The organism is Pseudofrankia coriaricola, assembly GCF_032027725.1.
Classification (GTDB): domain Bacteria; phylum Actinomycetota; class Actinomycetes; order Frankiales; family Frankiaceae; genus Pseudofrankia.
The window spans coordinates 1-14,091 of the sequence record NZ_JASNFO010000048.1 but is presented as its reverse complement, the minus strand read 5'-3'; the positions used below and the strand labels follow the sequence as shown (position 1 = coordinate 14,091).

Here is a 14,091-nt window from a genome sequence, read left to right as displayed (position 1 = left end):
GGACCGGATCCGAGGAGGACGGAACGTGACGGCGGATCGAACGGTGGGCGTATCACCCGAGGTGCAGCGCCGGCTGTACGAGCTGATGACGTTGATGAAGGCGGCTGACGACCGGTTGAGCAAGGGGATCGCGTCGGGTGAGCTGCAGTGCGTGTACTGGCCGCCTCGAGGCCAGGAGGCGATCGCCGCCGCGATGGGGGTATGCCTTCGGCGGGACGACCAGTTGGTCACGAACTACCGGGGGTTGCATGACCTGATCGGCAAGGGCGTGCCGCTGGTGGAGATCTACGGCGAGATGCTCGGTCGACAGACGGGGTCGAGCCGGGGCAAGGGCGGCACGATGCACATTGCCAACCCGGAATGCGGCGTGATGCTGTCGACCGGGATCGTGGGAGCGGGGCCGCCGGTCGCGGTGGGGTTGGCTATGGCCGCCCAGCGCAAGGGCCTCGACCGGGTGACCGTGGCGAGTTTCGGTGACGGGGCCACGAACACCGGCTCGTTCCACGAGGCGGCGAACATGGCGGCGCTGTGGGATCTGCCGCTGGTGCTGCTCTGCCAGAACAACCAGTACGCCGAGATGACGCCGACCGAGCACACGATGAAGATCTCCCAGGTCGCGCATCGGGCGGGTGGGTACGGCCTGCCAGGTGTCCGTGTCGACGGCAACGATCCGCTCGCCGTCGTCGCCGCGTTGACCGAGGCCGTGGACCGAGGGAGGAGCGGGGGCGGCCCGACGCTACTGGAGTGCGTGACGTTCCGGTTCCGCGGCCACTACTTCGGCGACCCGATGGCGTACATCCCGCCCGAGCGGTTGGCCGCCGCGTTGGAGGCCGACCCGATCCCGCGGTTCCGGTCGCGGCTGCGCCTGGCCGGGATCTGCAGTGAGGCCGACCTCGACGAGATCGAGGCGGCGGCGGTCACGGCGGTCGAGGAAGCACTGACCGCCGTCCTGACGGCGCCTGGCGCGCTGGTCGACGAGCTCGATCGCGATGTGTACGCCGACCCACGCAACTGCCCCGCCTAGGTCCGCATATCCCGCCTGGCGTCGCTGAGAGAACACCTCGCGGGCCACGCCGGGTTCACCATGAACGCACACTTGATTGGCTCATCGGACCCGCATAGAGGTGGACGTGGACGAGCGACGGATGACGATGCGCGAGGCGTTGAACCTGGCGTTGGACCAGGCGCTGGCGCGCGACGAACGCGTCTTCCTGCTGGGGGAGGACATCGCCGATCCCGGCGCCAGCGGGCCGACCAAGGGGCTGTCGACCAAGTACGGCACTGAGCGGGTGCTCGACACGCCGATCTCCGAGTCGGCGATCGTGGGTGCGGCGATTGGCGCCGCGATGGAGGGGTTCCGACCGGTCGCCGAAATCATGATCATGGATTTTATCGGCATCGCCGCCGACCAGATCATCAACAACGCGGCGAAGCTGCGGTTCATGACAGGGGGGCGGACGAGCGCACCCATTACCGTCCGGACCCAGGTCTACGGCGGGATAGGGACCGGGGCGACGCACTCACAGTCGCTGGAAGCGTGGTTCATGCACGTCCCGGGCCTCAAGGTGATCGTGCCCTCGACGCCGCGAGACGGCAAAGGACTGCTTACATCGGCGATCTTCGACGACGACCCGTGCATCTTCGTGGAGACGATCCGGCTAGGGCCCCAGCGCGGGATGGTGCCGGTCGACCCTGGCTTCTCGATCCCGCTCGGCGAGGCGGACGTGAAGCGACCGGGTAGCGACGTCACGTTGATCAGCTACGGCCGGGGGGTGGTGGAGGCGCTCGGCGCGGCGACCCAGCTCGAGGCCGACGGCGTCAGCGCCGAGGTGCTCGACCTGCGCACCCTGGTCCCGCTCGACGTGGCGGCGATGGTCGAGTCCGTGGGCCGCACGACGCGGGCAGTCGTCGTGCACGACGCGGTGCAGTTCGCCGGGCCGGGGGCGGAGATCGCCGCGATTCTGCAGCGGGAGCTGTTCGGCCGGCTTTCGGCACCGGTGGAGCGGGTGGGTGCCCGGTTCGTGCCGAATCCGGCGCCGCCGGCGCTGGAGTCACAGGTGTACCCGAGCGCCCAGCGCATTGTCGCGGCCGTTCGGCGGACGCTCGGGTTGGAATCGGCTAAGACGGGTGCACATGGCTGAATTCACCATTCGTATTCCACGGGTGTCGGTCGCGATCTCGGAGGCGGAGCTCATCGACCTGCTCGTGGCCGAAGGAGCGCACGTCCAGCAGGGCGAACCGCTGTTCATTATAGCCACCGACAAGGCCGAGACCGAGGTCGAAGCCGGCGCGTCCGGCACGGTGCACTGGACCGGCACCCTCGAGACGGTCTATGAGATCGGTGCCGAAATCGGGGAGATCCGCCCGGCGGGCTGACCCCGGCCCGAAAACCCCGCACGGGAAATTCCCGCACGGAAGGAGGTTGACGTTCATGGCTCTCACTGACGACCGCCGGCCCGTCGCCGCCGGTCATGTCCCATTCGCGATGCGCGACCTTTTACATGTACCTCGCGAGCGTTACTACGACCGAGGGTTCTACGAGCTCGAAAAGGAGTACCTGTGGCCGCGCGTCTGGCAGATGGCGTGCCGTCTGGAGGAGATCCCGCGGCCTGGGGACTTCGTCGAGTACGAGATCTGCGACCAGTCGATTTTGTTGGTGCGCCAGCCTGACCGGTCGGTCAAGGCGTTCCACAACACCTGCCGTCATCGGGCCACCCAGCTGTGCAAGGGCTCCGGACGGCTCGGCGGGCAGATTGTCTGTCCTTTCCACGGCTGGCGCTGGAACCTCGACGGCAGCAACTCGTTCGTGTACGGCGCCGAGGGGTTCGCGTCGGAGAGCCTGCGCCCCGACGACATCCGGCTGCAGGAGTGCAAGGTCGACACCTGGGGCGCCTGCGTCTGGGTCAACATGGACCCGGACGCCCGCCCGTTGCGGGAGGCGCTGGCCCCGGCAGCGGGGCTGCTGGACGACGTCTGCGTCGAGAACATGCGGGTGTGGTGGTGGAAGGAAACCGTCCTCAACGCGAACTGGAAGATTGCCCAGGAAGCGTTCCACGAGGGCTACCACGTGATGGGAACCCACCCACAGCTGACCTTCGGGCTGGGTGACGACTACCCGGTCGGGAACGTCGAGTACACCGCGTTCGAGAACGGCCACGGCCGTTTCCGGGGCCGGTTCGACCCGACCGCGGGCGGCGTCTCCCAGGGCCGGGGCAGCGAGGCGTTCCTGGAGCGGTCGCGGATCCTGTGGGAAGGCCAGGACGCGATGACCCTCGAACGGGACCTGCACGTCTTCCGGGGAATGAAGAACCGGGTCCCACCCGGCGAGGACTTCCCGACCGCGGCGATCAGGGCGTTGTTCGACTACGCCGAAGGCGCCGGCATCCCGCTGCGCCCCACGCCGGAAGGCATGCGGCTGTGGGGCGGCGAGGTGTTCATGTTCCCGAACTTCATCATGATTCCCCAGTTCGGCAACGCGCTGTCCTACCGGGTCCGCCCCTACAACGACGACCCCGAGTGGTGCCGCTTCGAGGTGTGGTCGCTCACCATGTACCCCGAGGGCGACGAGCCTGGCCGCGCGGAACTGAAGGGTCGCTTCGCCTCCGACGACGCCGAGAACTGGGGCCAGATCCCGCGCCAGGACTTCAGCAACATCGCGGGCCAGCAACGCGGCCTCCATTCGCGTAGCTACCGCGAACACCGCCTCGCCACGGAGTGGGAACAGCTCATCAGCAACATGCACACCGAACTCGACCGGTACCTCGCTGGCTGAGCCACCCCAAAAGAGCCACCGCAGGCGAAACCATCCACTCCATGGAGGGGGCACCGTGTCGAATTCGGACGCCAGCTACGACGACGCCAGCTACGACCACGTCACCGACGTCGTCGTCGTGGGATCGGGCGGCGGCCTGTGCGGCGCCGCGACCGCGGCGGCCAGCGGGCTGGAGACGCTTCTCATCGAGAAGCAGCCAATGCTCGGCGGCTCGACGGCGATGTCGGGGGGCGTCCTGTGGCTGCCGAACAACCCGCTCATGCAGGCCGAAGGGGTTCCCGACTCCCTCGAGGACGCGTTGGCGTACTTCGACTCGGTGGTCGGGGACGTCGGCCCGGCGTCGTCGAAGGAACGCCGGGTCGCCTACGTCACCGAAGGCAACACCATGGTCCGCTTCTTCCAGGACCTGGGCATGCGGTTCGAACGGTGCGAGGGCTACAGCGACTACTACGCCGACGTGGCGGACGTCCATGGCGGCAAGGCCCGCGGGCGCTCGATCGAACCCGCGGTGACCGATGGTAAACAGCTCGGACCGTGGTTCGACAAGCTGATGCCGGGGATGACGATCGCGCTCGGGATCGTCGTCATGACGCGTGAGGCGTCCGGGCTGCAAATGGTCAAGCGGCGACCGAAAGCCATGCGTACGGCCGTGCGCGTCGGGGTGCGGACGGCCGTCGGCCGGCTGCGGCGCCAGACCCGGCTGGCCAACGGCGGGGCACTGGTGGCCCAGACCCTGAAGGTCGCACTCGCCGCCGGGGCGTCGGTCTGGACAAACACCGGGCTGGTCGACCTGATCGTGGAGGACGGCCGGGTGGCCGGCGTCGTCGCCGACCGGGACGGACAGTCCGTCCGTATCCGCGCCCGCCGCGCCGTGCTGCTGAGCTCGGGCGGCTTCGGCCGCAACGCCGAGATGCGCAAGCGGTACTCGAAACAGCCGAACGACGGAGCATGGACGATCGCCAATCCGGGAGACACCGGCGAGGCGATCGAAGCCGCCATGGGGGCTGGCGCCGCCGTCGACTTCATGGACGAGGCCTTGTGGATCCCGGCCTCAGTCCAACCGAACGGCCGTCCGAGCATGCATAACGGCGAGCGGTGCAAGCCGGGTTCGATCATTGTAGACCGCGCCGGCCGCCGGTACTTCAACGAGGCGGTCTCGTACATGGAGGCCGGCCGGCAGATGTACGCGCACAACGTCGACGGCGATGCCATCCCCAGCTGGCTCATCATGGACTCCCGCCACCGCAGCCGCTACCTGTTCGCCTTCCGCCCCGACACCCCCGAGGAATGGCTCACCAGCGGCTACATGAAGAAGGCCGACACACTGGAGGAAATCGCCCAGCTGTGCGGCATCGACCCCACCGGGCTGGTAGCCACCATTGCACGGTTCAACACGTTCGCGAAGCAGGGCACCGACCCCGACTTCCACCGAGGCGAAGGCGCCCACGAACGGTACCAAGGCGACTACGCCAACAAGCCCAACGCGTCGCTGGGACCCGTCGAGAAACCGCCGTTCTACGCGGTAGAGCTCTACCCGGGTGACGTCGGCACCAGCGGCGGCCTCCTGTGCGACGAGCACGCCCGGGTGCTCGACACCAACCACGACCCGATCCCCGGCCTCTACGCCGCCGGGAACTGCACCGCGTCGGTCATGGGCCGCACCTACCTCGGCGCAGGCGCCAGCATCGGCAACAGCTTCGTGTTCTCCTACATTGGCATGAAACACGCCGCGCTCGTCGCCTCCGGGGACCGGGCGGTGACGTGACCGAACAGCGGGGCGGGCGGCGCCGGGGGCCGGTGGTGCACGTCGACCCCATCGGTGCCGACCTCGAGCTCGAGCCCGGAGAGACGATCATCGAGGGCGCGTGGCGCCTCGGGTACCACTGGCCCACCGTGTGTTACGGCCAGGCGAGGTGCACGGTGTGCCACGTCGAGGTACTTCGTGGCGCCGAGCACCTGACGCCCGCCGACGACGAGGAACAGGACGCCCTCGAACACCAGCTTCCGGGCGCGCATCGTCGTGATCTCACCCGGCTTCGGCTTGCCTGCCGGGCGCGCGCAACCGGCGACGTCGCCGTCCGCAAGAACGGCGTACGACCCGGCCAGGCATTGCCGGCCAGCCAGTCCGTCCACGTCGTCAACGAGCCTAGGAACTGAGCTATGGACAGCCTCCCGTTGGCCGGCGGGTCGGGGGGTGGGTCTCCATCTGCCGGCACCTCGCCGGCCGGGGGCACCAAGCCGCCGTGGTCGACGTCGATGGCTCGACCGCATGGCGGACTGCGCAGGAACCACGGTGAGCGCGTCGAAGTGACCCGGGGGCTGCGGCATCCACATCGAGGTGAAACCCGCCTGCTCGGCCGCCGGGGCATCGGCAATAAACCCGATGCCCCGTTCCTGGTACAGCCGGTCCTTGTCTGAGCCGGTCGCGAGGCCAATTCGCATCCATTGCCCCCACAGATCACGGGAGCGATCGAAAATCGCGAACGGAATACCTGTCGCAGGCCCCGCCGGTGTGCTGCCCGAGCCCGGGACCTGGCGTCCCATGTACCCATTGGACACCACCGACGCGCCGTCCCGGACTTTGGCCGCTATGGGCAAGGACTTGACCGAATGCGAAAAGACGGCCACGGTTCGGCCGTCGATGATGAGCCGGGAAGGGCACCGTCGTTGAAACTGGGAGGTCAAGGATGACGGCAGCACCGGAGCTGATTATCGATTCGGACAGCCATATCACGGAGCCGCCGGACGTGTGGACCGCTCGGGTTCCGGCGAAGTACCGGCAGGACGTGCCGCACGTGGTGCGGCAGGGCACGGCGGACACGTGGGTGCTCAACGGCGAGCGGTTGGCGCCGGTGGGGGCGACGGCTCCGGCTGGCTGGCCGACGTTCCCGCCCGAGTACCCGCAGACCTACGAGGACTGCCATCCCGGGGCGTACCAGGCCGACGCCCGGCTGCGGTACATGGACGGCGCGGGTATCTGGGCGCAGGTGCTCTACCCGAACGTCGGTGGCTTCGGCAGCGAGAACTTCCTGAAGCTGAAGGACGACGTGCTGAAGCTGCTGTGCGTGACGGCGTACAACGACTTCCTCCTCGAGTGGTCCTCGGCCGACCTGCGCCGGTTGCTGCCGGTGGTGGCCACGCCGTTCTGGGACATCGAGGCGACCGTGCGGGAGATCGAGCGGTGCGTCCCGCTCGGGGCACGGGGAATCCTGTTCACGGGTGAGCCGCAGCGCTACGGGCTACCGGTGCTCGGGTCGCCGCACTGGAACCCGCTGTGGGAGGTCGCCCGGGCGGCCGACCTGCCGATCCATTTCCACATCGGCAGCGCCGGGGACACGTTGGAGTTGTCGACCCCGGAGCGCTATGCCCAGCACGGGGTGGAAGGGGCTCAGGCGTACTGCGCGGTGAGCCTGTTCATGAAGAACGGCGTCCAGTGCTCGGACCTGATCACCTCGGGTGTGCTGTCCCGCTACCCGGAGCTGAAGTTCGTGTCGGTGGAGAGCGGCATCGGCTGGCTGCCGTTCATGCTCGAGGCCACCGACTACAGCTGGCTCGGGGCGTTCCGGCCTGGCCGGGAGCGCCAACCGGGCGACGTCCTGCCCTCGGAGCTGTTCCGCCAGAGCGTCTACGTCACCTACTGGTTCGAGTCGGTGGCGCCCAAGCACTTCCTCGACCTGCTGCCGGTCGACAACGTCCTGTTCGAGACCGACTTCCCGCACACCACCTGCCTGTTCGGGAACATCCAGGAGACCATCTCCTCCGGGCTCGGGCATGTCGAGGCCGGGGTACGGCGGAAGATCCTCTGGGAGAACGCCACACGGTTGTACCGGATCGAGGAGCCGTCTGCGGCGTGGCTGGCGACGGCGGGAACGTGACCGACGTGACCACTCGCACCATATTCGTCGTCGCCCCACCGCCACCGACGGCTCACCCGAACAGGAAGGACGACAGTTGCGCTTCGTACTTGTTCATGGGGGATTCCACGGTGCATGGTGCTGGGAGCGGCTCGTGCCAGAACTCGGGAAGCGAGGTCACGCCGCGCTAGCTGTCGATCTTCCCGGCCATGGCAAGCGAGTCGACGAGGATGCCACTCTCGCCGGTTACCGGGACGCGGTCGTTGAAGTGATCGAATCCGGTGACGTGCTGGTCGGCCACTCGATGGGTGGCTTTGTCACCAGCCTGGCAGCTGATGCGACGGTCGACCTGGTCCGCCATGTCGTGTACCTCGCCGCTGGGCTGCCCGTGGAAGGAAAGCCCATGCAGGCCTCGGGAGCTGGCAGCCTGTTGGGCGCCAGCGCCATTATCGAGCTCACCGAAGACGGTCGTTTACAGTTCCGCTCCGCCGAGGCAGCCATCGACTTCTTCTTTCACGACTGCTCGCCGCAGGTCGCCCAATGGGCCTACAGCATGCTGACACCGCAGCCACTGTCGGTCTTCGCGGAACCCATCTCTATCCCGCGTTTTTGGGAAGCCGAGCTACCGCGCAGCCTCATCCTCTGCCGGCTGGACCACGCAGGCGGGCCAGAAACCGCGGTCCGAGAGACGATTGCCAGGCTAGGTGTCGATCCCTTGTGGATTGACACCTCTCACTCCCCCTTTCTCAGCCAGCCTGCCCGCTGCGCTGAACTGATCCTGGAAGCAACGAACCGGCCACCGATCGGTCCGCTCCGCCCCAGGTGAGCTAGCCGGGGACCCTCCCGGGTGATCTGGCAGGAAGCGAGGGCAGTCGGGGGTGCGGGCTCAAGTCGACTCCCAGCCTGAGTAGTCCGTAGCCAGCAACTTTGCCGGCGCCCTGGCCCGGTCACCGACGAATGGACCGAACATCATTTCGATCATCTCGCCGGTGTTCGCCCGCGAACTCCACCCCACGCTGGCCCGAGCTCGCTCGCGATGCCCGGTCGTCGGAGCGCGGAAGACAGACCCGAGCGGGTCCCCCCGCTACAGCTCGTTGCCCCAGATGTACCGCGCGACGATCTCGACCCGCTGCAGCTTGGCGCGGGCCGCCGCGACCGTGGGCGGGTTCGCCAGCGCGTGGAAGCCACCGTTCGTCGAGATCGCGATGTCGTCGACGTCCATGACAGCGGCCGCTTCGTCGATCCGTCCGACGAGTTCCTCCACCGGCTCGAGCGCCTCCGCACCGATGTCGACGATCCCCAGGGCCACCACCAGGCCGGCGGGCAGCTGCCCCAACGGGAACCGCCCGGCGGGCGCGGCGGGGTACTCAACGCACAGCCGACCGAACGGCTGGCGGTCGAGGAACGACGCGACCGTCGCCGGGTCGTGCGCGCCGTCGGCGGCGCCGGCGGTGGTGATGTCCAATCCGACGCGGAACTCCGGGGCGGCCTGCAGTCCGGCGAGTACCTGTGCGTCGGCCTCGAGCATCCGGCTCATCGCGGACGCGAGGTCGATGCCGAGGCTGGCCGCGCGCGCCCTTCCCGGCTCGGTGAGCAGGAAGGCGTAGGCGGGATTGCGCAGCTGGACGTAACGAACCCCGTCGCCGGCGAGCGCCGCGATCTCGTCGCGCAGGATGCGGGCGAACTCGCCCCCGGCAACCGCCACATCGCCGCCGGTCGCCGTCAACTCGGCGAGGTACCCGGGTGAGGGCAGGGCGAGCATGGCCGGACGGTCGGTCGCGGACAGGACGAAGTCGATCTCGTGCTTGGTGAGCCGGCCCCGTTCGACCGGGCGGTCAAGCAGGGCGCGCACCTCCGGCGCGTTCTGAACACCCACCAGCCGCGCGAGTGCTCCCCCGGGCCCGGCCACGCCGAATCCACCGATCCCGTCGTAGATCACCGACAAGTGGTTGCGGCGGCGGAGTTCGCCGTCGCTGAGCGCCGACAGACCCAGACGCCGCTGCATCCGCAGCACGTCGATGACGGCAGCGTCTTCGGCCGCGCGTAAGGCGTCAACGTCGGCGGCCCCGCCGGCCGTCGCCGCCCGGGCGGCGAGCAGCTCGGGCGGCGGCACGAGGCTCGCGTGATGGTCGATGTGGTACTTGAAGTCGTCAGCCATGGTTGCTCGTCTCCTTGACGGCGCCGGCCCAGGCGGGGGAGTCGGTGGAGAAACCGGCCGCCGCCACGATGGCCTCACAGATCTGCTGGTCTTCGTCCGGGCTGCCGCCGGAGATGCCGACGCCACCGAGGATGGTTCCGGCGCGCTTGAGGGTGAAGCCGCCCTTCGTGGCGACGATGGGGTGCTGGCCCATCCGTCCGACCTGCGTGAAGAGGTCCGGGTCGGACTGGCTCCAGTTCTCCGGCAGCGCGCTGGGCCGCTGCATGACGGCGGCCGAGTACGCCTTCGACAGGGCGATGCTCGGCGTCATCGGCCGGCTCCGTCCATACGCTCGGTCGGGACGATGAAGTCGTCGTAGTCGACGACCGCGATACTCAACGCCTTGCCGAGCGTGAAGGCGTGGGCGCCGTCGACGAGCGTTCGGGCGTCGCTGAACGCGAGAGTCATGCCGACGCTCCCGCGGCCGCCAACTCGTCGCAATACACCCGGGTCAAAAAGCGGTCCAGCGCGGCGTTGAACAAAATGGGGGCCTCCCAGTACATGGAGTGCGGCGCCTTCGCGACGAGGTCCAGGGTCGAGCCCGTCACCAGGGCCGCGGCGGCGCGGACGGTGTCCGGGCGCAGGACGGCGTCGTTCTCGCTGGCGAGGAAACAGATGGGGATACGAGAACCGACCACGTCGTCCACCGTCGGGCCGTCGGTGTTGAGGTTGCGCAGGTCCGCCATCTTCGCGGTGCTAAACGTGCCCATCTGCTGGAACAGAAACGTCTTGGCCTTCTCGTCGGCGCGGAAGCGTGGCGTGAGCAGCCGGTCGAGCACCGGGATCTTCTCCGCCGTGGACCGGTCCGCGCGCACCCGCGCCGCCAGGTCGGGATGGTCGATGCCGCCCAGGGAATGGGCCAGAATGACCCCAGCCGCCCGCCCCGGCCGCCGCAGGGCGGCCTTCAGCGCGGCCGCGGCCCCGATCGACTGGCCGACCAGCACCGCGCGGTCGATCTCGGCAGCCGTGAGGACAGCGAGGATGTCGTCGGGAAAGATCCGGCTGTCGAAGGTGTCCATCGTCGAGTCGGAGCGGCCGAACCCGCGCAGGTCAAGCGTCAGGACGGTGAAGCGGTCCCGCAGGTGCGGCACCTGCTGCCACCAGGCGGCGTGGTGGCCGCCTGAGCCGTGCACGAACAGGACGGCCGGGCCGGTGCCGTGCGTCTCGTAATAAATCCGCGCGCCGTCCGCCGAGGTTGCGTAGGACATCGGTCACGCCCCTCGGCCGGCCGGGACGGCGGCGCTCCGGCCGGCGCCGGCCTGACCGCCCGCGCCGGACCGGTTGCCGTGGTAGACGAGCTCGATCATGGTGTGGTCGGGGTCGTGGATATAGCAGAACTTAGAGTTATTCTCGGGCCGCTCGATGGTTCGGGTGTGCCGGACGCCGAGCTCGTTCAGGTGTGTGAGGAAGCCGTCCCAGTCCTCGACCTCGACAGCGAAGTGATAGGGCGACATGCGGTCCATTTCTTCGATCGGCGTGAAATGCAGGTCGAAGTTGCCCCGCGTCATCAGCAGGACCTTGGTGTTGCTTTTTGGGGTGACCGCCTTCAGGCCGAAGACCTTCGAATACCACTCCCTCGTGCGGTCCGGGTTGGTAGTCGGGAAATTGACGTGATGGATGTAGGCGGGGCGGTTGCTCATCGTTGCTCCTCGGCCGGTTGCTCCTCGGCCGCCGGGGGCGGCTCTTCCTGTTCCAATGGGTTGCTCAGCGTTCCGATGCCGGTGATCGTCACGCTCAGGGTCGCGCCGGGCTTCATGTCGACGACCACGTCCGTACCCATCCACAGCACGTCGCCCGGACGCAAGGTGATGTAACTAGGGCGGGTACCGCCGCGACGTTGTACACGCACAGCTGTGTCGGCGTCCGCAACTCCCCGACGACCAGTCGCGGCACCGCCTTTGGTGGCATCGGCTACCGACCGTCCTCTCGAATCCTCGACCCGCCGGGCGGACCGGCCCGACCGGAGACCAGTCCGATCGTAGGAGGCCAACGGAGTTGGCGACCCGCGAAAAATCGCAAGCTAAGGTGTACGGGCTCGGTGTCATTTCCGCCCGTCGCGGGCAGGTCCGATGAGCAAGGATGGACCCGATTCAGCACCATGGTTCCGGGCGGAGGACATCGATGACATTCGTCGTGATCGCGCACTGCCGAGCGGCTCCGGGCACCGAGAGGCGCGTCGCCGAATCGCTGCGCCAGATGGTCGAGCCCCGCCGCCGGGAGCCGGGCAATCGGGTCTACAACGTCTGCCGGTCGCCGGCCGACCCGACAGTGCTCGCGATCTAGGAGGAGTACCTCGACGAGGCCGCCTTCCGCGCACACGGCGTCCGGCCACTTCGCCCGGTGGTTACGCGCGGGAACCTGCCACACCTCCAGGAGCGCCACCGTCACGACCTGGTGCCATTGGACGAGTGACTCCCGAGTCACCGCTGGACGTGACCCGGACACTGATCGCGACCGGGGAAATCTCGCGCGCGCCTGTCCGCCGACCATCTCATGAACTGAGCATAGGAGCTATCGTCATGGTGTCCCCAGGTACGGACGCGATGAAGATTTTTGATCGCACGCCATACGCACCGTACGACCCCGATGTGGACTTATACGTCTACAGCCGCATCAATCTCGGTATCGGTACCGTCGTCCCCTTGGAGTACAGCGACTGGCGTATCGAGGCGATGTCGTGGAAAGAGACGTGTTATCTCCACACCGGTCTGAACCCGGCCTTTTCCTACCGGACCACGGGACCTGACGCGATCAAGCTGTGGTCCGACATCTGTGTCAATGGCATGGACCCGTTCCCCGTCGGATCGCTCAAGCACGGGATCATGTGCGGCGAGGACGGGCTGATCCTGGTTCATGGCGTCCTGATGAGACTCGACGAGGAAGACTTCGTCATGCATTACCGCGCGCCGTACGCCGAGTACATGCTCGAGAAGGGCGACTACGACGCGAAGGGCGAATACATTCGCGACGAGTTCATCTTCCAGATGGGCGGCCCGCGCTCGCTCGAGGTCCTCGAGAACGCGACCGGAGAGTGCCTGCATGACATCCGCTTCGGCCGTCATCGGCCGAGCCAGATCGATGGCCACGATGTCCGGATCCTCCGGATGGGAATGGCAGGCACCCTCGGCTACGAGGTCCACGGCAAGACCGAGCGGGTCATCGACGTCTACAACGCCATCATGACGGCCGGTGAACCCTACGGGATCAGGAAGCTCGGTCGCATCGGCTATGCGATGAATCACACCGAGAACGGATTCCCGCAGTCGTTCGTCGACTTCCCCGGCGCGCTGGCCACGGACAAGGGGTTCATGGAGTGGATGGACGGGAAGGGGCCGCGCCGGTCGCCGGCCCGGTTGCTGGGAAGCCTTGGCCCGGGCGTCGAGAAGCGCTACCGCACTCCCGTCGAGGTCGGCTGGGAAAAGATGATCAGGTTTAACCACGACTTCGTCGGCCGCAAGGCCCTGGAGCGGGAGGTAGCCAGCCCGCGCCGCACGATGGTCACGCTGATCTGGAACCCGGAAGACATCTTGGACATCTATCGCTCTCAGTACGAGCCGGGTGAGCACTACCTGCCGATGGACGACCCCATCAGCCTCACCCAGAAGGGGGGGCGCTCCGCTCACTACGCGGATCAGACGCTGGCCGACGGCAAGCTCGTCGGCATCAGCACGGGGCGGATGTACAGCTACTACTACCGAGAGATGATGTCCCTCTGCTCGATCGACGTCGAGCACAGCAAGCTGGGGGCGGAGGTTACTGTCCTCTGGGGAGACCCTGGTGCTCGGCAGAAGGAGATTCGCGCGACCGTCTCGCGGTTCCCGTACATGAACGAGAATCGCAATGAGACTGTCGACGTGAGCGAGATTCCCTGCCAGATCAGCAAGAACGAGGGAAAGTGAGTCTGCCGGAGCTCTACGTAGGCGGTGTCGCCCCACCAGGCAAAACGCGATCAGGCACGGCTCCTGGCTGGCCGGCGTGTTTGTGATTTGACCGATTGGTCCTTGGGTGGCCCTGACGGGGCCGGCGGCGTGTCGCTGTCGCCGACCGGTCGTGGAATGCGCCCCTCCTGGGCCTGCGCTCTCGTTATCCCCCACGCGACCGTCAGCCCGTGACCCGACCCCGCGACGTATCCCAGGCCGCGGCGACGCGCACGGCATCCAAGCTCGCCGGAACGTCGTGTACTCGGACGCAGTAGGCTCCGGCGGCGGGGGGGGGGGGGCGCGCGGGGGGGCGCGGCGCCCCCCCCCCGCCCGGGCGGGGGGGGGGCC

16 protein-coding genes are annotated in these 14,091 nt (G+C 67.8%); 10 read left to right on the top strand and 6 right to left on the bottom strand.

What is annotated here, in order from left to right; all coding sequences use genetic code 11:
• Positions 1-25 precede the first annotated feature (25 nt).
• From QOZ89_RS25075 to QOZ89_RS25040, 8 genes are all read left to right on the top strand, one after another.
• A complete protein-coding gene (locus tag QOZ89_RS25075; protein WP_071046350.1) occupies positions 26-1,024 on the top strand; it encodes a thiamine pyrophosphate-dependent dehydrogenase E1 component subunit alpha in 999 nt (332 codons plus the stop codon).
• Positions 1,025-1,145: 121 nt separating this feature from the next.
• The gene (locus QOZ89_RS25070) at positions 1,146-2,141 is read left to right on the top strand and encodes an alpha-ketoacid dehydrogenase subunit beta (RefSeq protein ID WP_312625778.1); all 996 of its coding nucleotides are present in this window, start codon (positions 1,146-1,148) and stop codon (positions 2,139-2,141) included.
• Positions 2,134-2,376, top strand: a complete 243-nt coding sequence (locus QOZ89_RS25065) for a lipoyl domain-containing protein (RefSeq protein WP_071046352.1) — start codon at positions 2,134-2,136, stop codon at positions 2,374-2,376. Before QOZ89_RS25070 ends, QOZ89_RS25065 begins: the two co-directional genes overlap by 8 nt.
• Positions 2,377-2,431: 55 nt before the next feature.
• Positions 2,432-3,772 (top strand): aromatic ring-hydroxylating oxygenase subunit alpha, encoded by a 1,341-nt coding sequence (locus QOZ89_RS25060; RefSeq protein WP_312625664.1) that lies wholly within the window; start codon positions 2,432-2,434, stop codon positions 3,770-3,772.
• A 55-nt stretch (positions 3,773-3,827) separates the two neighbouring features.
• Positions 3,828-5,537, top strand: a complete 1,710-nt coding sequence (locus QOZ89_RS25055; protein ID WP_312625662.1) for an FAD-binding protein — start codon at positions 3,828-3,830, stop codon at positions 5,535-5,537.
• Complete coding sequence (locus tag QOZ89_RS25050) at positions 5,534-5,929, top strand: 2Fe-2S iron-sulfur cluster-binding protein (RefSeq protein WP_312625660.1); 396 nt, start codon at positions 5,534-5,536, stop codon at positions 5,927-5,929. Before QOZ89_RS25055 ends, QOZ89_RS25050 begins: the two co-directional genes overlap by 4 nt.
• Positions 5,930-6,459: 530 nt before the next feature.
• On the top strand, positions 6,460-7,647 hold the full coding sequence (locus tag QOZ89_RS25045; RefSeq protein WP_071046354.1) for an amidohydrolase family protein: 1,188 nt from the start codon (positions 6,460-6,462) through the stop codon (positions 7,645-7,647).
• Positions 7,544-8,452 (top strand): alpha/beta fold hydrolase, encoded by a 909-nt coding sequence (locus QOZ89_RS25040; protein ID WP_312625656.1) that lies wholly within the window; start codon positions 7,544-7,546, stop codon positions 8,450-8,452. The genes QOZ89_RS25045 and QOZ89_RS25040 overlap by 104 nt, the downstream gene beginning before the upstream one ends.
• Before the next feature lie 258 nt (positions 8,453-8,710).
• Here the strand turns inward: QOZ89_RS25040 and QOZ89_RS25035 are convergent, their stop codons facing one another.
• The 6 genes from QOZ89_RS25035 to QOZ89_RS25010 are packed head-to-tail and all read right to left on the bottom strand — an operon-like array spanning position 8,711 to position 11,672.
• On the bottom strand, positions 8,711-9,784 hold the full coding sequence (locus tag QOZ89_RS25035; RefSeq protein WP_312625654.1) for a methionine synthase: 1,074 nt from the start codon (positions 9,782-9,784) through the stop codon (positions 8,711-8,713).
• On the bottom strand, positions 9,777-10,094 hold the full coding sequence (locus tag QOZ89_RS25030; protein ID WP_241841428.1) for a GlcG/HbpS family heme-binding protein: 318 nt from the start codon (positions 10,092-10,094) through the stop codon (positions 9,777-9,779). The genes QOZ89_RS25035 and QOZ89_RS25030 overlap by 8 nt, the downstream gene beginning before the upstream one ends.
• Positions 10,091-10,231: a hypothetical protein gene (locus QOZ89_RS25025; RefSeq protein ID WP_312625651.1), complete on the bottom strand. Its 141-nt coding sequence runs from the start codon at positions 10,229-10,231 to the stop codon at positions 10,091-10,093. Before QOZ89_RS25025 ends, QOZ89_RS25030 begins: the two co-directional genes overlap by 4 nt.
• Entirely contained in the window at positions 10,228-11,031 is an 804-nt protein-coding gene (locus QOZ89_RS25020; RefSeq protein WP_312625649.1) for an alpha/beta fold hydrolase, read from the bottom strand. The genes QOZ89_RS25025 and QOZ89_RS25020 overlap by 4 nt, the downstream gene beginning before the upstream one ends.
• 3 nt (positions 11,032-11,034) lie before the next feature.
• Complete coding sequence (locus tag QOZ89_RS25015) at positions 11,035-11,463, bottom strand: VOC family protein (protein ID WP_312625647.1); 429 nt, start codon at positions 11,461-11,463, stop codon at positions 11,035-11,037.
• Positions 11,460-11,672, bottom strand: a complete 213-nt coding sequence (locus tag QOZ89_RS25010) for a fumarylacetoacetate hydrolase family protein (RefSeq protein WP_491723671.1) — start codon at positions 11,670-11,672, stop codon at positions 11,460-11,462. Before QOZ89_RS25010 ends, QOZ89_RS25015 begins: the two co-directional genes overlap by 4 nt.
• 272 nt (positions 11,673-11,944) lie before the next feature.
• On the opposite strand from QOZ89_RS25010, the gene QOZ89_RS25005 reads away from it, so the two are divergent.
• Together QOZ89_RS25005 and QOZ89_RS25000 are read left to right on the top strand one after the other, a co-directional pair.
• On the top strand, positions 11,945-12,106 hold the full coding sequence (locus tag QOZ89_RS25005) for a putative quinol monooxygenase (protein WP_312625643.1): 162 nt from the start codon (positions 11,945-11,947) through the stop codon (positions 12,104-12,106).
• 236 nt (positions 12,107-12,342) lie between these two features.
• Entirely contained in the window at positions 12,343-13,722 is a 1,380-nt protein-coding gene (locus QOZ89_RS25000; RefSeq protein WP_312625641.1) for a hypothetical protein, read from the top strand.
• Positions 13,723-14,091: the final 369 nt, after the last annotated feature.

Coding starts and splice junctions, on each gene's coding strand:
- QOZ89_RS25070 (WP_312625778.1), top strand. CDS start 1,146: ATGACGATGCGCGAGGCGTTGAACCTGGCGTTGGACCAGGCGCTGGCG.
- QOZ89_RS25065 (WP_071046352.1), top strand. CDS start 2,134: ATGGCTGAATTCACCATTCGTATTCCACGGGTGTCGGTCGCGATCTCG.
- QOZ89_RS25060 (WP_312625664.1), top strand. CDS start 2,432: ATGGCTCTCACTGACGACCGCCGGCCCGTCGCCGCCGGTCATGTCCCA.
- QOZ89_RS25045 (WP_071046354.1), top strand. CDS start 6,460: ATGACGGCAGCACCGGAGCTGATTATCGATTCGGACAGCCATATCACG.
- QOZ89_RS25040 (WP_312625656.1), top strand. CDS start 7,544: ATGTCGAGGCCGGGGTACGGCGGAAGATCCTCTGGGAGAACGCCACAC.
- QOZ89_RS25035 (WP_312625654.1), bottom strand. CDS start 9,784: ATGGCTGACGACTTCAAGTACCACATCGACCATCACGCGAGCCTCGTG.
- QOZ89_RS25030 (WP_241841428.1), bottom strand. CDS start 10,094: ATGACGCCGAGCATCGCCCTGTCGAAGGCGTACTCGGCCGCCGTCATG.
- QOZ89_RS25025 (WP_312625651.1), bottom strand. CDS start 10,231: ATGACTCTCGCGTTCAGCGACGCCCGAACGCTCGTCGACGGCGCCCAC.
- QOZ89_RS25020 (WP_312625649.1), bottom strand. CDS start 11,031: ATGTCCTACGCAACCTCGGCGGACGGCGCGCGGATTTATTACGAGACG.
- QOZ89_RS25015 (WP_312625647.1), bottom strand. CDS start 11,463: ATGAGCAACCGCCCCGCCTACATCCATCACGTCAATTTCCCGACTACC.
- QOZ89_RS25005 (WP_312625643.1), top strand. CDS start 11,945: ATGACATTCGTCGTGATCGCGCACTGCCGAGCGGCTCCGGGCACCGAG.
- QOZ89_RS25000 (WP_312625641.1), top strand. CDS start 12,343: ATGGTGTCCCCAGGTACGGACGCGATGAAGATTTTTGATCGCACGCCA.